We start from the raw sequence: 16,156 nt of genomic DNA on the forward strand, positions 1-16,156 counted from the left end.
ATCGCGCCGCCCACACCGGCGCGTCATCATCCCCCCATCACAACGCCAATTGATGGAGATGATCATGGGTATCGGTCCCCTCACCCGCCAGCTTCTGCTGATCGACGCCGCCACCTGCCTGGCCTCGGGCCTGCTGCTGACACTGGGCGCCGGTTTGCTGGAACCGCTGTTGGGCCTGCCCTCCTGGCTGCTGCTGGAAGCGGGCATCATCCTGTTCCCCTGCACCCTGTTCGCGGCCTGGGCCGGGCGGCGGGTGGGCGTCTCGGCGGGTCCCGCCAAGGTGATGATCGCGTTGAACCTGTTCTGGGTCGCGGGCAGCCTCGCCCTGTTGTCGCTGGGCTGGACCACGCCACTCGGCACCGGTTTTATCCTGGTTCAGGCCTTGGCCGTCGCCGGGATCAGTGCCGCACAAATCTTCAGCCTGCGGGGCCGCGCCACACTGGCGGCGGCCTGATCAAAACGGTTACATGGGGCGGTATTGTCCGCCCCATCGACCGGAGTTTTCATGCCCACCCTCGCCTGCCTGCTGCGCGGCATCAATGTCGGCGGCAACAAGACCGTGAAGATGGCCCTGTGGAAGCAGCTTTACGAGGAACTGGGCTTCACCAACGTCCGCACCCTGCTGCAATCCGGCAACCTGCTGTTCGACACAGCCAGCGACGAGCCGCCTGAAAGCTTACAGCCCCGGCTGGAGACCGTGTTCGCCAAACGATTCGGCTTTACCGCCGACCATATCCTGCGCGACGCGGCACAGGTGCAGGCTGCCATCGCCGGAAACCCCTTCCCCGACGCCGCCGACACCCCCAACCATCTGCTGGTGTTCTTCCTGTCCAAGGCACCAGACGCGGCGGGCGCCGCGAAATTGTCGGCCCTGGAAACCGGTCCCGACCGTCTGCACCTGTCCGGCGACCTGCTCTACATGCATTTCATCAACGGGGCTGGCAAGGCCGCCACCGACCCGGTGAAGCTGCTGCGCCTGGCCGGCGTTACCGGCACGTCACGCAACTGGACGACGTTGAATAAGCTGGCGGCGATGATGGTCAGCTGAGGTTCAGCCCCCAAACGCCGCCTTGTGCTGCTCGCGCAGGGCCGCCTTCTGTACCTTGCCCATCTGGTTGCGTGGCAATTCATCCACAAACCAGACCCGCTTGGGCACTTTGAAATTGGCCAGTTCGCCTTTCACATGCGCGATGATCGACGCTTCCGTGACGTCGTCGCGGCCCGGCTTCTTCTGGATGATCGCGGACACCGCCTCACCGAAATCGGGGTGCGGCACGCCGATGACGGCACTTTCGACAACGCCGTCAATGGCGTCCAGCACCGTCTCAATCTCCTTGGGATAGACATTGAACCCGCCGCAGATCACAAGATCCTTGGCACGCCCCACGATATGAACGTACCCACGCCCATCAATCTTCCCCACATCGCCTGTGATGAAGAAGCCATCGGCGCGCATATCCTCCGCTGTCTTTTCCGGCTTGTTCCAATAGCCTTTGAACAGATTGGGTCCTTTGATCTCAATCTGCCCGATCTCGTCCGTGCCCAGCAACGCCCCCGTTTCAGCGGCAACCCGCAGCGACACGCCCGGCAGCGGAAAGCCCACGGTCCCCGGCACACGATCACCATTCAGTGGGTTCGACGTGATCATCCCCGCCTCTGTCATGCCATAACGCTCCAGAATGGCGTGACCGGTCCGGGTGGAGAACTCCGTATGCGTATCGGCCAGCAGGGGTGCTGACCCGCTGATGAACAAACGCATATGCGCCACCAGTTCCCGCGTAAAGCCGGCATGGGTCAGCAGGCGGGTATAGAAGGTAGGCACCCCCATTAGCACACTGGCCTGCGGCAGCAGCTCCACCACCCGGTCCGCGTCGAATTTCGACAGGAACAGCATGTGCCCGCCATTCAGCAGGGTGGTGTTGGTGGCGACAAACAGCCCATGCACATGGAAGATCGGCAGCGCATGCAGCAGCACGTCACCCGGCACAAAGCCCCACAATTCATGCAGGGTCAGGGCATTGCTGGCCAGATTGCCATGGCTGGTCATTGCGCCCTTCGACCGGCCCGTGGTGCCCGATGTATAGAGGATGGCCGCCAGCTCATCCTCCCCCACCGCCACCGTCTCGAATTCATGGCTGAGGTTCAGGGCCATATCGGGCAGGCTGCCATCCGCAGCAATGCCCAAGGTCGTCACGGCTGGCACACCACACCGCGCTGCCAGTTCCCTCATGCCTGCCTCATCCTCGGGCCTGCAAACGAACAGGGCTGGGGCAGCATCTTCAAGGAAGTAACTGACCTCGCCGCGCTGATAGGCGGTGTTCAACGGCAGATAGACCGCTCCCAACCGTAGCGTGGCGAGATACAGGAACAGGTTCTCCGCACTCTTCTCCACCTGCACCGCCACGCGGTCGCCTCGGCGGACGCCCAAGGCCGCCATGGCATGGGCAAAACGGGCGGAGATGGAGGCGACGTCGGCGTAGCTGTACCACACACCCTGGCGCGGCCCGTCCATCAGGGTGATGAAACGGGCTGTGGGATCGGCGGGAAAACGGCTTTCAAACAGATGGTAAAGATTGCCGCTTTTCCCGCCGCTCATGTCATTTCCCCTGCAACATCTTCACGATGGCGGAGAAATCGAGCCCCCCGTTCCCCGCCGCTGAGAATAGCTGATACAGGGATGCGGCCTGCGCGCCAAGGGGTGTGCTGGCCCCGCTGCTGGCTGCTGCCTGCTGCGCCAGCTTCAAGTCCTTCAGCATCATGTCGACCGCAAAGCCCGGCGCATAATCGCGGTTGGCAGGCGACGTCGGCACCGGCCCCGGCACCGGGCAGTAGCTGGTCAGGGACCAGCACTGGCCCGACGACGTGCTGGAAATGTCAAACAGCTTCTGCCGCTCCAGACCCAGCTTGTCGGCGAGCGCAAACGCTTCCGACACGGCAATCATGGAGATGCCGAGAACCATGTTATTGCAGATCTTGGCCGCCTGGCCCGTGCCAGGCCCGCCAGCGTGCACGATGTTCTTGCCCATCAGCGCCAGGAACGGCTGTGCCGCCGCGAACGCCGCCTCGGTCCCGCCCACCATGAAGGTCAGCGTTCCCGCCGCCGCCCCACCGGTGCCCCCCGATACGGGCGCATCCACCATCAGATGACCGGCTTTCTCCGCCTGCGCGATCACGGCCCGCGCGCTGTCCACGTCAATGGTGGAGCTGTCGATGAAGATCGTGCCGGGCCGCGCCCGCTCGATCACCCCACCGGCATTACCATAAACAGCGCGGACATGCGGGCCGGCAGGCAGCATGGAAACAACGACATCCGCAATCACAGCTGCGTCACCGGCAGACTTGGACGTATCGAGCCCCGCCTCTTTTGCCGCCGCGATATTGGCGGGTGCCAGATCGACACCCAGCACTGTATGCCCGCCCTTCAGAAGGTTCTTGGCCATGGGCAGCCCCATATTGCCCAGCCCGATGAACGCAATGGTCGCCATGGTCATTTCCTCCTTGAGTTATCTTTTAAAACACCAAGTCTCCACCCGCCGGCACCGCGAAGTAGCACGCGACATCCGCCGCCGACACGTCGGCCAGCTTGGCGGGGTTCCATTTCGGGCTTCTGTCCTTGTCCACCAGGACGGCGCGGATACCTTCGAAGAAGTCGTTGCCGTCCATCACGGCCTGGGTCATACGGAATTCCAGGCGCATGCAGTCATCAAATTCAAGTGCCGCCCCGCGCCGCAGCTGCTCGAATGTGACTTTCAGGCTGGTGGGCGACATGGACAGGATGGTCTCCGCCACCTTGTCGGCCCAGGCGGTTCCTTGAGAAATCAGGCCCGCCACGATGCCTTCGACATCCTCGGCCTCAAACGCCACATCAATCGCGTCACGCAGGGCGGCCAACGGTGACTCCCCAACCGGGGCGGCATATGCTGCCAGCACGGCATCCACATCCTGCCCGTCGGCCAGCGCGGCCTCGATGGCATCCAGCGAAGCGGACAGCACATGATGCGTGCCAATCCCGGTATAAAGCAGGTCCGCCGCATGCACCCTGGCCCCCGTCAGGCCTAGATACAGGCCCAGCTTGCCCGGCACGCGTGGCAGGAAATACGTCCCGCCCACATCCGGGAACAGGCCGATGCCGGTTTCCGGCATGGCCAGCATGGTCTTTTCCGTTACCACCCGGTGGCTGCCATGGACCGACAGGCCGACACCGCCGCCCATGGTGATGCCGTCCATCAACGCAACATAGGGCTTAGGAAATCGCTTGATCTGCCGGTTCAGACGATATTCCCCGCCGAAGAAGGCGGCAGTCAGGGCACCCGTGCCCTCCCCGCGCTTGCGCTCCCACCCAGCATCCCAAACGGCGCGGACATCACCCCCGGCGCAGAAGGCCCGGTCACCGGCCCCTCGGATCACCACGGCCTTTATGGCGGGATCGGCGGCCCACGCGTCCAATGCCGGGGCTATCACCTCCACCATGCCCAGCGTCAGGGCGTTCAACGCCTTGGGCCGATTCAGCAGAACATGGCCGATGGCACCTTTGACGGTGCAGATGACATCCTTGCTCAAAACCCATCCTCCCTTTCAATCGCCCTGACCGGGGCTGCAAACGCCCTCTTATACATCGCCACGGCGACGAATTCCGCATCTCAACCAGTACCATTGCGGCCAGACGCACATCCATGCGAAGTTCCTCGCCGTTATTGTGCGCAAACTCGCATGGAGTGGGCATGGCCAGCCGGTTTGATTGGGACGATCTGCAATCCTTCCTGGCGGTGGCGCGGTCGGGCCGGCTGACCCTGGCCGCCAAGCGCATGGGGGTGGATCACACCACCCTGGGCCGCCGCCTGACGGGCCTTGAGCAGGCGCTGGGCACCACCCTGTTTGAGCGCCACGCCACGGGATACAGCCTGACCCAGGCGGGTGAGACGCTGTTGCAAAGTGCCGAAGCCATGGAGGGCATGGCGCTGACCATTCAGGAGGATTTGTCAGGCGCGGGGGCTAGGCTGTCGGGGGCTGTGCGTATCGGCACGCCCGACGGTTTTGGCAGCTTCTTCCTGGCCCCGCGCATCGGTCGCCTGGGCGCACTACATCCGGACCTGGAAGTGCAGCTGGTGGCCATGCCACGCTTGTTCAGCCTTTCGAAGCGCGAGGCGGACATCGCCGTGACCCTAGCACAACCAGAGGCAGGGCGCCTGCATGCGCGCAAACTGACTGATTACGAACTGGGCCTCTACGCCGCACGGTCCTATCTCGACACAGCGGCGCCCATCGACGGGCCGGGCGATCTCGCAGCCCACCGCTTTATTTCTTATATAGATGATCTGCTCTATACGCCGGAGCTGGATTACGTCCCGCTCGTCTCCCGCGATATCCGCCCCTATTTGAAAAGTGCCAGTCTGGTGGCGCAGTTCCGGGCGGTGCAGGCCGGCAACGGCATTGCTGTTCTGCCCTGTTTCATGGCTGCAGGGGAGAAAGACCTCGTCCGGCTGCTGCCGGTAGAGGTGAAGCTGATCCGCAGCTTCTGGCTGGTCATGCATTCCGATGTGCGCCACCTCTCCCGCATCCGCGTGGCCGCAGAATTCATCGCGGAAGAGGTAAAGCGCAACGCACGGCTGTTCCAGGGTTAGCCGGAAAGTCGCCAGCTGGCGGCACCCGGCACCTGAAGGAACAATCAGAATGGCATCTTGAAGCCAGGCGGCAGCTTCAGACCGCCCATCATGGCGTTGGTCTGTTCTGCCGTAAACGCCTCGATCTTGCCCTTGGCATCGTTATAGGCGGCGGTGATCAGGTCTTCCAGAACCTCGACATCCTCGGGATCGACGATGGACTTGTCGATCTTCAGGCCGCGCAGATCGCCTTTGCCGTTAAGGGTCAGCTTGACCATGCCGCCGCCGGACACGCCGGTGGCCTCATGTTCCTGCATCTTGGCCTGCATCTCAGCCATCTTGGACTGCATCTGCTGGGCCTGCTTCATCATCTGGCCGATATTCTTCATGGCTCAGAAGTCTCCTTCATAATCGCCCTCATCCGTGGGCGGTGGTGCATCGAAATAAGGGCTGTCGGCCATCTCGTCACCCCCAAAAGCGTCCATCGCTTCGGGAATTTCGGGTTCGGCTATCGGCGGCGGGGCTAGGGTCACCTGGCTTTGGTCGATGATCTTGTCAATCTTAGCGCCCGGGAACGCCTCCAGGACAGCCTTGACCAGCGGATGTTCGGCAGCCTCGGCACGCTGGCGCAGCTCGGCCTCGCGCTCCTGTTCGGCGATGGTCGGCTCACCCGCAGCACCGGATACGGATACGACCCAGCGCTTGCCCGTCCACTCGGTCAGCAACTGCCCCACCTTGCCGGGCAGGTTCTGCGGGCAGGCCGGCAACAAGCGCAGCTCAATCATTCCGGACTCGAACCGGACAAGATGGACCGACGCGCGCAGCATGCCGGCCAGCACGCCCTCACGCTTGTCCAGGAATAGGTCGGCAACCTCACGGAAGCTGGTTGGTTCCGGTACCGTATCGATCTTGCCAACGGGCTGCGGCGTAGCCATCGGTGCAGGCGCCGGTGCTCCGGCAAAGGCCCTTCCGCCCGCCACCATGGCCATGGGCGCCCCCTGGGTCGGGGCCGAATGCACGACCGGCCCCGGACCGCCACCACCGGCAAATCCGCCACCACCGCCTTGGTTTCCCCCGTGCAGGGCGCGCGCCGCCGCCTCAACCCCGCCCGCTTCATTGATCTTCTTGATCAGTTCCGCCGGGCTGGGCAGATCGGAGGCATAGGACAGTCGGATCAGCACCATTTCCAGCGCCTGCATCGGCACCGGCGCATGCTGGATTTCGGCCAGACCCTTCAACAAAATCTGCCAGGCCCGCGATAGCGACGCCATGCCCAGCTTCTGGGCAAGGGCCACGCCGCGTGTTCGTTCATCCTCCGGGATCGACACATCCTCGGCGGTCGCCGGAATGACGCGGGCACGGGTCAGGAAATGGGCGAAATCCAGAAGGTCCTGGGTAATGACAATTGGATCGGCCCCGCAACGATGCAGATCGGTCAGGATGTCCAGCGCATCCGCCGGCTTACCCGTCATGGTTGCTTCAAACAGGTCGATGACACGGGTCCGGTCGGCCAGACCCAGCATGTCGCGCACCTGCGCCAGGGTGACATTGCCCCCGCCCAATGCGATGGCCTGATCCAGCAGCGACAGACCGTCACGCACCGACCCGTCGGCGGCCCGTGCGATCTGGGCAATGGCATCGGGTTCTACGGGCACGCCTTCCTTGGCGGCCACGCGCGTGAAATGGCCCACCAGGGTCGGATGATCCACACGGCGCAGGTCGAATCGCTGGCACCGCGACAGCACAGTCACCGGCACCTTGCGAATCTCGGTCGTAGCGAACACGAACTTCACATGCGGCGGCGGCTCTTCCAGCGTCTTCAGCAGCGCGTTGAAGGCGCTTTTCGACAGCATATGCACTTCGTCGATGATGTAGAGCTTGTAGCGCGCGGCAGACGGGGCATAGCGCACACCCTCAATGATCTCGCGCACATTGTCGACGCCGGTATTGCTTGCCGCGTCCATCTCGATGACATCGACATTGCGGTCGGCGGCGATGGACACGCACATCTCGCACACGCCGCAGGGGCTGATGGTTGGCCCGCCCTGCCCGTCCGGGCCAATGCAGTTCAGTGCGCGCGCAATGATGCGCGCCGTCGTCGTCTTGCCCACACCGCGCACACCGGTCAGCATATAGGCCTGATGGATGCGCCCCGATTGAATGGCGTTGCGCAAGGTCCGCACCAGCGCATCCTGCCCCACCAGCTCGTCAAAATTCTGCGGCCGGTATTTGCGCGCCAGCACACGATAGGCGGCACCGGCGGCGGAATGGCTGTTCGTCTCGTCGGTCACAGGGCGTCTCGGGTCTACGGCAAGGACGCGGCAGTTTAGTGATGCCGACGCGCCAACGCCATGGTTTTACGATACCGCTTTTGACACAGCGGCGTGACGATGGCGAATTTTGTGAAAAGGTGGGAGGCTGGACGAACGACCCGAGCCGAAACTCGTTACGGCTGCTTCCTTCCGGACCTGACCGGGTTGGCGAGGGACCCGCCCGTTGCCAACCTCCCGACGCCTATATCGGCGAGTGTCAGCAGAAAAACAAGGGAGAAATCCGCCGGGGCCGCCCTGATGCCTGTGCATTGGCGGCCTGCGCGCGGGCATGTCACCGTCGCTAAACCATGATGAGACTGAACTTCTATGCCGGCTCCGGCCTGGATCGGGCTGCCCACCGGCGCAAGGATGAGGACTGGCTTGCCGCCCGTCTGCGCCAACCCCAGGCTACCAGGATCATCCCCTGGTGGCGGGGACGGCACCTGATCACGGGGGCAGATGACGCGCCGCTTCCTGCCTATCTGCCTGTCACCGCCGACTGGTGGGGCTGGCATTTGGCAATGCCCCCCATCTATCTGGGCGACGATGGCGGCCATTCCTACTTCGCTGTCGATATCTCGCCTTTGGAAGATGTCGATACCCATGCCGAGGTGGCAAAGCTGGGCCGGTTTGTGGAGCTGCGGTCGCTGGGCACGCGCATCGGTCAGCGGGCGGGCGGCATGTATGCCTACACCCGCGCCCTGATGCTGTGGCACGGCAAGCATAAATTCTGCGGCACCTGCGGGTCGCCCACGGCGGCGGCGGAAGGCGGGCACAGCCGGCGCTGCACCAATCCCGACTGCGCCGCCCAGCATTTTCCCCGCCATGACCCGGCGGTGATCATGCTGGTCCATGATGGTGGCGACCGTTGCCTTCTAGGCCGGCAGGCGCGCTTCCCGCCCGGCATGTATTCCACGCTTGCCGGATTCGTGGAACCGGGCGAAAGCCTGGAAGAGACAGTGATGCGAGAGTGCTTCGAAGAGGCGGGCGTGCGCGTCACGGATGTGAAATACCATTCCAGCCAGCCCTGGCCCTTCCCGTCTTCCCTGATGCTGGGCTTCCACGCCCGCGCCACCACTCTGGACGTGAAAGCGGATGAGGAGGAACTGGAGGATGTGCGCTGGTTCAGCCGCGACTTCGTGCGAAAGAATCAGAATGGTGAAAACTTCCGTCTGCCGCCGTTCGACAGTATTTCCAGAAAATTGATCGAGGCTTGGCTGCGCGGGTAAACGGGCGATACTTGCCCCTGCGCATTCGCCCTGCCATCCTGAGCACCTAAATTCGTTCCAGCCGGAGTGTGTATCCAAATGTCCGACCTGTCCCTGCCCGCCACTAATATCGTGGCGGCGGAACTGTCCACGGTGCGTGATTTCATCCGCTATGCCGTCAGCCGCTTCAACCGCGCCGGGCTGGTGCATGGGCACGGGGCCGTCACGGCCTATGACGAAGCGGCCTTCATCGTGCTGGAAACGCTGAAGCTGCCGGTGGATCAGCTGGAACCCTATTTCGATGCGAAACTGATTCCGGCAGAGCGGCTGGCACTGGCGGAGATCATCCACCAACGGGTCACCACCCGCAAACCCGCCGCCTATCTGACCAAGCGCACCTATATCCAAGGCGTGCCGTTTTATGTCGATGATCGGGTCATCGTGCCGCGCTCCTTCATCGGCGAACTGCTATTTGGCGAGCTGTTCGGCGGCGAGCAGGATTTCACCCTGGTCGATGACGTGACGGACGTCGAAAAGGTGCTGGATCTCTGCACCGGTTCAGGCTGCCTTGCCATCCTGGCCGCCAGCATCTTCCCGCTGGCCGATGTCGACGCTGTCGATCTGTCGCCCGACGCGCTGGAGGTGGCGAAGATTAACGTTGCCGATCATGGGCTGGAAGAACGCGTGAAGCTGTTCCATGGCGACCTGTTCAAGCCGCTCAAGGGCAAGAAATACGATCTGATCATCTCCAATCCGCCCTATGTCGATAAAGAGGCGATGGACAATCTGCCGCCTGAGTATCAGGCGGAACCGCGCATGGCCCTGGTCGGCGGCGACGATGATGGCATGGCCATCGTTCACCGCATCCTGAAGGAAGCGCCCAAATACCTGAACGCCGAGGGTGGCCTGCTGGTAGAGGTCGGCACCGGTCGTGCCGCACTGGAAGAAGCCTACCCGGACGCAGAATTCCTTTGGCTGGAAACTGAACATTCCTTCGGTGAGGTCTTCTGGATCACACGTGAACAGCTATTGGAGCTGTAAAAGCCTACAATTCCGGCGCCGTTGATGTTTCCCATCGTCGGTGCCGGAATTTGGACCGGTTATGGTTGAACAGCACCCGCCAATCCTTATATTGCCGGAGACCATTGCAGCGGAAAGGCGGATTGCCGCGTGATATTGACAGCCATCCTCGCCATCATCCTGGCGGCAGCCATTGCCCCTACCCTCAATCGGGTATTGCCCGCCCTGTCGCACTGGTTGCTGGCGTTGGTACCGCTGTCTGCCGCCTTGTGGTTCGCAACACAGATACCGGGCGTAACGGCGGGTACCCCCGTTCTGGAAACCACCAGTTGGGCACCGTCACTGGGCATCGCGCTTTCTTTCCGGTTGGACGGGCTGTCGCTGCTGTTCGCCCTGCTGATCTGCGGGATCGGCGCCTTTATCGTCATCTATTCCGGCGGCTATCTGCGCGGTCATCCGCGGGAAGGTCGCTTCCATCTGTTCATCCTGGCCTTCATGGCCGCGATGCTGGGATTGGTCACGGCGGATGATCTGATCAGCCTCTTCGTATTCTGGGAACTGACCAGCATTACCAGCTTCATGCTGATCGGCTTCAATCATGAGGATGCAAGGTCGCGGCGGTCTGGGATCCAGGCGCTGCTGGTCACGGGCGGCGGCGGCATGGCCTTGCTGGCAGGACTGGTGCTGATGGGTATGGCGTCGGGGGAATGGACCCTGTCGGCCATTGCCACCTCGGGCGCCGATCTGCGCACCCACGCGCTCTACCCCACCATGCTGGTCCTGCTGCTGCTGGCGGCCTTTACCAAATCGGCGCAGGTGCCGTTCCATTTCTGGCTGCCCAATGCCATGGATGCGCCGACACCTGTCAGCGCCTATCTGCATTCCGCCACCATGGTGAAGGCTGGCGTCTACCTTCTGGCGCGGCTGAACCCCACGCTGGGCGGGACGGAGCCCTGGTTCTGGGCCTTGACCATTGCCGGTGGCGTCACGGCGCTGTGGGGGTCGGCCATGGCCCTGCGCTCCACGGATTTGAAGAAGATCCTGGCCTATACCACCCTGATGGCATTGGGAGTGCTGGTGCTGCTGATCGGTATCGGCAGTGACGGTGCGTTAAAGGCCTTCGCCGGGTTCCTGCTGGCCCATTCCCTTTACAAGGGCGCGCTGTTCATGGGTGCCGGTTCCGTGGACCATGGCAGCGGCACACGTGAGGTGGGTGAGTTGGGGGGGCTTTGGGGTAAGATGCCGGTCACAGGCCTGTTCATCGCCGTGGCCGCCTTGTCCATGGCGGGCCTGCCGCCCTTGCTGGGGTTTGTCGCCAAGGAACTGATATACGACGAAGTTTTACGCAGTGGTCATTATCTGGCACTGGCGGCCCTGCTGCTGGCCAATGCCGCGATGGTGGCGGCAGCAGCAACGATGTTCTTTAAGCCGTTTCTCGGGTCAGCGACAAAAGCCGCAGAGCATGCGCATGAAGGGGGGCCGGCGCTGTTGGCGGGCCCTGGTATTCTGGCATGCCTGTCACTGCTATTCGGCCTGTGGGTTGGGCTCCCACAGGGGTTGCTGGGTGCCGCTGCTGACGCCGTACGGGGTGCGCCGCTGGACCTTGAACTGCATCTTTGGCACGGTTTTACACCTGCCCTCGGCCTTTCCGCCTTGACTGTCGCAGTAGGCCTGGGGATTTACGCCGGCCTGCCCGGGGTAAAGAATGCCCTGACCGGGATACAGCAGGTCACCCGGATTGATCATGACCGCGCCTGGGACTGCCTGCTTGCCCTGCTGGACCGGCTGGCGCGTTGGATAACGGGCTGGTTGCAGGACGGGATGCTGCACCGGTACCTTGCCTGGATCTTCACCGGTATCCTCGTTCTGCTGGGCGCCACGCTGGCTGTGCGCGGCGGGCTGGTCTGGCCCGGCATCAGTCTGGAGATTGAGGATGCGCTGGGCGGATCGCTGGCTCTGCTGATGCTGGGCGGTACTGTCGGTGCCATCCGTGCGCGGTCGCGCATGGAGGCGATCTTGTCGCTGGCCATCACGGGCATGTCGGTGGCCTTGTTCTTCCTGCTGTTCGGGGCGCCCGACGTGGGCATTACCCAGTTGATGGTGGAAACCCTGTCGGCCATCATCCTGGTACTGATTATGGCGAAGCTGCCGATGCTGCCGCCGGGATCGGATCGAACAGGTGCGGCCAAACTGTTCCATGCAACGCTGGCCTTGGGCCTGGGCGGGGTGGTCAGCGCCATCATGCTGGCCGTGCTAGATCAACCGCTGGCCCTGGACCTGTCGCGTTTCTTCGGCGACACCTCGTTGCTGGAAGCGCATGGCCGCAACATCGTCAACGTGATCCTGGTCGATTTCCGCGGGTTCGATACGCTGGGTGAAATCACCGTGGTCGCCAGCGCGGGCCTGGGCGTCTTCGCCCTGCTGCGCGCCCGGATGGGAAAGAGGGGCCGGTCATGATGGACAGCCTGATCCTGCGCACCGGTGTTCGGCTGCTGCTACCCCTGATGCTGCTGTTCAGCGTTTTCATCTTGTGGCGGGGTCATAATGAACCCGGCGGTGGCTTTGTCGGCGGCCTAATCTGTGCGGTGGGCTTCGCGCTGCATGCCCTGGCCTTCGGGGTTAAGGCCATGCGCGACATGTTGAAGGTCGATCCGCGCAGCATCCTGGGCACGGGCCTGCTGATCGGCATACTGCCCGGCTTTCTGGGGGCGTTTTCGGGCGAACCCTATATGACGGCACAGTGGCTGGGTGCGCTGGGCACCCCGGTCCTGTTCGATATCGGGGTTTATCTGGTGGTGGTGGGCGCGATCCTGGCCATGGTCCAGACCCTCATGGCAGAGGGGGACGAGTGATGGAAGTGATCATGGCCCTGACCGTTGGCGGCATGGTTGCCGGTGCGGTCTATCTGTTCCTGTCACGGCAATATCTGCGCGTGATGTTCGGCGTTATCCTGCTGTCGAACGCCATCAACGTCGCCATCCTGACGGTCGGCCGCCTGACAACGGGCCACGCTCCCTTGATCGCACAAGGGACGGAGGTGATGGACCAAGCCGCCGCAAATCCCCTGCCCCAGGCCCTGATCCTGACAGCCATTGTCATCGGCTTCGGGCTGCTAGCCTTTGCGCTGGTCCTGGGTTACCGCGCCTATCAGGAGATGGGGACCCTGGATACCGGCGCCATGCGCGTGGCTGAGCCGGAGGACACGCCATGAATGCCTGGCTGACCGCCGCCCCTATCCTGATCCCGATGTTCACCGCCGCTTTGTGCATGGTGGCGTGGAAGTACCCGGTGGCGCAGCGGGCCTTGTCGCTGCTGGGCAGTCTGACGCTGGTCATTGCTGGCGGATCGCTGCTGTCCACTGTCCTCGATCAAGGCATCCAGGTGGTGCAGATGGGGTCCTGGGCCGCCCCCTTCGGTATCACCCTGGTGGCCGACCCGCTGTCGGCCCTGATGATCCTGATCGCGGCCCTGATGGGGTTTTGTGTCGCTCTGCATGCGCTGGGCGATATTGATCCGGTACGCGAACGTGGCGGACACCACGCCATCTTCCAGGTGCTGATGACCGGTGTCTGCGGCGCCTTCGTCACGGGTGACCTGTTCAACCTCTATGTCTGGTTTGAGGTGATGCTGATCAGCAGCTTCGTGCTGCTGTCGTTGGGCGGCCTGCGCGAACAGATCGATGCCGCCATCAAATATGTATGCATAAACATGGTGGCGACGGCATGCCTGCTGCTGGCGGTGGCCCTGCTCTATGGCGTCACGGGCACGCTGAACATGGCCGACCTGTCGGTACGCGTGCCCGCCGTGCCCAGCCAGCCGGTGATCAGCGCCATCGCCGTGCTGTTCATCATCGCCTTCGGTATGAAGGCAGCTCTGTTCCCCTTCTTCTTCTGGCTGCCCGCGTCCTATCACACCCCATCCGTGTCGGTGCAGGCCATTTTCGCCGGCTTGCTGACCAAGGTTGGCGTCTATGCCCTGATCCGGGTCTTCACCCTGATCTTTACCGGCGATACGGCATGGACGCACGGCATCCTGATGGTGATGGCCGGCATCACCATGATTGTGGGGGTGCTGGGATCGCTGGCGGCGCATGACCTGAACCGCGCCTGGTCCTGGCAGGTCGTGGCCCATATTGGCAGCATGGTCATGGGGCTGGCCATCGCAACCCCGCTGGCCCTGGCGGCGGCGGCCTTCTACATGGTGCATGACATCGTCGTGAAGACGAACCTGTTCCTGGGCGCCGGCCTGGTCCGCCGCATGGCCGGCGGCAGTACTGATTATGCGCGCCTGGGCGGTCTGTTCAAGTCGGCACCCTGGCTGTGCCTGCTGCTGTTCGTGCCGCTGGGATCGCTGGCCGGGTTCCCGCCCCTGTCGGGTTTCTGGGGCAAGCTGCTGTTGGTGCGGGCCGGGCTGGATACGCAGCATTATGTGATGGTCGGACTGCTGCTGCTGACGGGCCTGCTGACCATCTGGCTGGTCGGTCGCGTCTGGGCGGAGATGGTGTGGAAGGCGCCGGCGGAACCGCCCGGCGATACCCTGTCCACCATGCCCTTTGTCCGCTCTTACGCCGTGGTGATGCCGCTGCTGCTGCTGTCGCTGATCACCGTCTCCATCGGGCTGCAGCCCGAACGCCTGCTGAACGTGGCGGGTCAGGTGGGCGAAAGCCTGTATGACACCAGCGCCTATGTACAGGCGGTGCTGGGCACCACGCCGGTGCCGCAACCGACGCAGCTGGGGGCACTGGAGACGGGGACCGCACCATGAGCCTGATGGTCGTCAATATCCTGCTCGCCCTGGCTTGGATGGGCATCATGTCCAATTTCAGTCTGGGCAGCTTCATCGCGGGCATCACGCTGTCCCACATCATCCTGTGGATCGCCCGTCCGCTTTATCCCGAACAGACCTATTTCCTGCGCCTGTGGGGTGGTATGGCCTTCACCGGCTGGATGGTGAAGGAAATCGTGGTATCCGCTTGGAAGGTCGCGGGCGGCGTGCTGGGCGTCGGGGAGAAGGTCTGCCCCGCCGTGATCGCCATCCCGTTGGATGTGAAGTCCGACTGGGAGATTGAGCTGTTCGCCTGCTGCGTAACTCTGACGCCGGGGACCCTGTCGCTGGACGTCGCGCCCGACCGCAAGACCCTTTATGTCCACGCCATGTTCGGTTCCGATCCCGACGCCCTGCGTCATGAGATCAAATCGACCATGGAAAGGCGCATTATCGAGGTGCTGGAATGACCCCGTTCCTTTCCACCTGCATCGTCATCGCCATGTCCATCATGCTGGTGGCGCTGCTGCTGTCGCTGGCCCGCGTGGTGCTGGGACCCATGGCCGGCGACCGTATCGTGGCCGTTGATCTGTTCGGCGTGCAGGCCGTGGCCTTCATTGCGCTGTTGTCGATCTATGTCGGGCAGGTCGTGTTCCTGGACGCGGCCATCGCCCTGGCCCTGGTCGCGTTTTTCAGCACCATCGCCTACGCCCGCTTCATTGAGCACAAGGCCGCAACGTACAAAAGATCCAAGGCCGGCAAGGAGGAGAAGTCAGCATGATGCTGAACGATTTCTGGCAGGCCTTCATCGGTCTGATCGTGCTGGGTGGCGCCATTTTCTGCCTGATCGCCGCCATCGGCGTGTTACGCCTGCCCGATGTGCTGACCCGCATGCATGCCAGCAGCAAGGCAGGCACGCTCGGCTGCGGCCTGATCCTGCTGTCGGTCGCGCTGTTTTTTCCCGGCATCGATGTCGTGGCGCGGGCAGCCGCCGCCATCCTGTTCCTGCTGCTGACCACCCCTGTCGCAGCCCACATGATCGGCCGTGCCATCTATGCCACGGGGGAGCCCTTGTGGAAGGGTGCAGGCGTTGATGAACTGAAAGGAACCAAGGATGATCCGGCCCTGCGGCTTGGTGAATAACCGCAATCGGGCGGCTTTCCTTCCACCCTGCAAAAAAACGACAGACCTTCCGTAACGTCACCGCGAATAATCGCTTGAGGTTGCGTTTTGGCTCCCGATATAGGTCAAT

17 protein-coding genes and 1 other RNA gene are annotated in these 16,156 nt (G+C 63.0%); 12 read left to right on the top strand and 6 right to left on the bottom strand.

What is annotated here, in order from left to right:
- Positions 1–64: 64 nt before the first annotated feature.
- Positions 65–454: a hypothetical protein gene (locus C0V82_RS19510; RefSeq protein ID WP_158660061.1), complete on the top strand. Its 390-nt coding sequence runs from the start codon at positions 65–67 to the stop codon at positions 452–454.
- A gap of 51 nt (positions 455–505) precedes the next feature.
- Positions 506–1,048 (top strand): DUF1697 domain-containing protein, encoded by a 543-nt coding sequence (locus tag C0V82_RS19515; RefSeq protein ID WP_102114071.1) that lies wholly within the window; start codon positions 506–508, stop codon positions 1,046–1,048.
- A 3-nt stretch (positions 1,049–1,051) separates the two neighbouring features.
- Here the strand turns inward: C0V82_RS19515 and C0V82_RS19520 are convergent, their stop codons facing one another.
- The 3 genes from C0V82_RS19520 to C0V82_RS19530 are packed head-to-tail and all read right to left on the bottom strand — an operon-like array spanning position 1,052 to position 4,560.
- Positions 1,052–2,596 carry a malonate--CoA ligase gene (locus tag C0V82_RS19520; RefSeq protein ID WP_102114072.1) on the bottom strand — a complete coding sequence of 515 codons (1,545 nt, stop codon included), beginning with the start codon at positions 2,594–2,596 and terminating at the stop codon, positions 1,052–1,054.
- Position 2,597: 1 nt separating this feature from the next.
- Positions 2,598–3,485, bottom strand: coding sequence for a 3-hydroxyisobutyrate dehydrogenase (gene mmsB, locus C0V82_RS19525; RefSeq protein WP_102114073.1), 888 nt, complete (start codon positions 3,483–3,485; stop codon positions 2,598–2,600).
- Positions 3,486–3,510: 25 nt separating this feature from the next.
- Positions 3,511–4,560, bottom strand: coding sequence for an enoyl-CoA hydratase/isomerase family protein (locus C0V82_RS19530; protein ID WP_102114074.1), 1,050 nt, complete (start codon positions 4,558–4,560; stop codon positions 3,511–3,513).
- 161 nt (positions 4,561–4,721) lie between these two features.
- Between C0V82_RS19530 and C0V82_RS19535 the strand changes: the two genes are divergently transcribed.
- Positions 4,722–5,621, top strand: coding sequence for a LysR family transcriptional regulator (locus C0V82_RS19535; RefSeq protein WP_102114075.1), 900 nt, complete (start codon positions 4,722–4,724; stop codon positions 5,619–5,621).
- A gap of 44 nt (positions 5,622–5,665) precedes the next feature.
- Here the strand turns inward: C0V82_RS19535 and C0V82_RS19540 are convergent, their stop codons facing one another.
- The 3 genes from C0V82_RS19540 to ffs all read right to left on the bottom strand — a co-directional run bounded on the left by C0V82_RS19540 (position 5,666) and on the right by ffs (position 8,108).
- Complete coding sequence (locus C0V82_RS19540; RefSeq protein ID WP_054169286.1) at positions 5,666–5,989, bottom strand: YbaB/EbfC family nucleoid-associated protein; 324 nt, start codon at positions 5,987–5,989, stop codon at positions 5,666–5,668.
- A gap of 3 nt (positions 5,990–5,992) precedes the next feature.
- A complete protein-coding gene (locus C0V82_RS19545; protein WP_102114076.1) occupies positions 5,993–7,891 on the bottom strand; it encodes a DNA polymerase III subunit gamma/tau in 1,899 nt (632 codons plus the stop codon).
- Between the two features lie 119 nt (positions 7,892–8,010).
- An RNA gene (gene ffs, locus C0V82_RS19550) (signal recognition particle sRNA small type) lies at positions 8,011–8,108 on the bottom strand.
- A gap of 112 nt (positions 8,109–8,220) precedes the next feature.
- Here ffs and nudC point away from each other — a divergent pair.
- The 9 genes from nudC (at position 8,221) to mnhG (ending at position 16,047) form a co-directional block, all read left to right on the top strand.
- A complete protein-coding gene (gene nudC / locus C0V82_RS19555) occupies positions 8,221–9,141 on the top strand; it encodes an NAD(+) diphosphatase (RefSeq protein ID WP_102114077.1) in 921 nt (306 codons plus the stop codon).
- 78 nt (positions 9,142–9,219) lie between these two features.
- Positions 9,220–10,161 (top strand): 50S ribosomal protein L3 N(5)-glutamine methyltransferase, encoded by a 942-nt coding sequence (gene prmB / locus C0V82_RS19560; RefSeq protein ID WP_102114078.1) that lies wholly within the window; start codon positions 9,220–9,222, stop codon positions 10,159–10,161.
- Between the two features lie 129 nt (positions 10,162–10,290).
- Positions 10,291–12,597, top strand: coding sequence for a putative monovalent cation/H+ antiporter subunit A (locus tag C0V82_RS19565; protein WP_158660062.1), 2,307 nt, complete (start codon positions 10,291–10,293; stop codon positions 12,595–12,597).
- Positions 12,594–12,992 carry a Na+/H+ antiporter subunit B gene (locus tag C0V82_RS19570; RefSeq protein WP_199772539.1) on the top strand — a complete coding sequence of 133 codons (399 nt, stop codon included), beginning with the start codon at positions 12,594–12,596 and terminating at the stop codon, positions 12,990–12,992. Before C0V82_RS19565 ends, C0V82_RS19570 begins: the two co-directional genes overlap by 4 nt.
- Entirely contained in the window at positions 12,992–13,351 is a 360-nt protein-coding gene (locus tag C0V82_RS19575; protein ID WP_102114080.1) for a Na+/H+ antiporter subunit C, read from the top strand. The genes C0V82_RS19570 and C0V82_RS19575 overlap by 1 nt, the downstream gene beginning before the upstream one ends.
- Complete coding sequence (locus tag C0V82_RS19580) at positions 13,348–14,904, top strand: proton-conducting transporter transmembrane domain-containing protein (RefSeq protein WP_102114081.1); 1,557 nt, start codon at positions 13,348–13,350, stop codon at positions 14,902–14,904. The genes C0V82_RS19575 and C0V82_RS19580 overlap by 4 nt, the downstream gene beginning before the upstream one ends.
- A complete protein-coding gene (locus C0V82_RS19585; RefSeq protein WP_102114082.1) occupies positions 14,901–15,374 on the top strand; it encodes a Na+/H+ antiporter subunit E in 474 nt (157 codons plus the stop codon). The genes C0V82_RS19580 and C0V82_RS19585 overlap by 4 nt, the downstream gene beginning before the upstream one ends.
- Positions 15,371–15,685, top strand: coding sequence for an MrpF/PhaF family protein (locus C0V82_RS19590; RefSeq protein ID WP_102114083.1), 315 nt, complete (start codon positions 15,371–15,373; stop codon positions 15,683–15,685). The genes C0V82_RS19585 and C0V82_RS19590 overlap by 4 nt, the downstream gene beginning before the upstream one ends.
- Positions 15,682–16,047 (top strand): monovalent cation/H(+) antiporter subunit G, encoded by a 366-nt coding sequence (gene mnhG / locus C0V82_RS19595; RefSeq protein WP_245924249.1) that lies wholly within the window; start codon positions 15,682–15,684, stop codon positions 16,045–16,047. Before C0V82_RS19590 ends, mnhG begins: the two co-directional genes overlap by 4 nt.
- Positions 16,048–16,156 lie beyond the last annotated feature (109 nt).

Source organism: Niveispirillum cyanobacteriorum, assembly GCF_002868735.1.
GTDB classification, from domain to species: Bacteria; Pseudomonadota; Alphaproteobacteria; order Azospirillales; family Azospirillaceae; genus Niveispirillum; species Niveispirillum cyanobacteriorum.

What these genes read in the sequence shown, in the direction of transcription:
- C0V82_RS19510 (WP_158660061.1), top strand. Translation starts at nt 65, where the DNA reads ATGGGTATCGGTCCCCTCACCCGCCAGCTTCTGCTGATCGACGCCGCC.
- C0V82_RS19515 (WP_102114071.1), top strand. Translation starts at nt 506, where the DNA reads ATGCCCACCCTCGCCTGCCTGCTGCGCGGCATCAATGTCGGCGGCAAC.
- C0V82_RS19520 (WP_102114072.1), bottom strand. Translation starts at nt 2,596, where the DNA reads ATGAGCGGCGGGAAAAGCGGCAATCTTTACCATCTGTTTGAAAGCCGT.
- mmsB (WP_102114073.1), bottom strand. Translation starts at nt 3,485, where the DNA reads ATGGCGACCATTGCGTTCATCGGGCTGGGCAATATGGGGCTGCCCATG.
- C0V82_RS19535 (WP_102114075.1), top strand. Translation starts at nt 4,722, where the DNA reads ATGGCCAGCCGGTTTGATTGGGACGATCTGCAATCCTTCCTGGCGGTG.
- C0V82_RS19540 (WP_054169286.1), bottom strand. Translation starts at nt 5,989, where the DNA reads ATGAAGAATATCGGCCAGATGATGAAGCAGGCCCAGCAGATGCAGTCC.
- nudC (WP_102114077.1), top strand. Translation starts at nt 8,221, where the DNA reads ATGATGAGACTGAACTTCTATGCCGGCTCCGGCCTGGATCGGGCTGCC.
- prmB (WP_102114078.1), top strand. Translation starts at nt 9,220, where the DNA reads ATGTCCGACCTGTCCCTGCCCGCCACTAATATCGTGGCGGCGGAACTG.
- C0V82_RS19570 (WP_199772539.1), top strand. Translation starts at nt 12,594, where the DNA reads ATGATGGACAGCCTGATCCTGCGCACCGGTGTTCGGCTGCTGCTACCC.
- C0V82_RS19575 (WP_102114080.1), top strand. Translation starts at nt 12,992, where the DNA reads ATGGAAGTGATCATGGCCCTGACCGTTGGCGGCATGGTTGCCGGTGCG.
- C0V82_RS19580 (WP_102114081.1), top strand. Translation starts at nt 13,348, where the DNA reads ATGAATGCCTGGCTGACCGCCGCCCCTATCCTGATCCCGATGTTCACC.
- C0V82_RS19585 (WP_102114082.1), top strand. Translation starts at nt 14,901, where the DNA reads ATGAGCCTGATGGTCGTCAATATCCTGCTCGCCCTGGCTTGGATGGGC.
- C0V82_RS19590 (WP_102114083.1), top strand. Translation starts at nt 15,371, where the DNA reads ATGACCCCGTTCCTTTCCACCTGCATCGTCATCGCCATGTCCATCATG.
- mnhG (WP_245924249.1), top strand. Translation starts at nt 15,682, where the DNA reads ATGATGCTGAACGATTTCTGGCAGGCCTTCATCGGTCTGATCGTGCTG.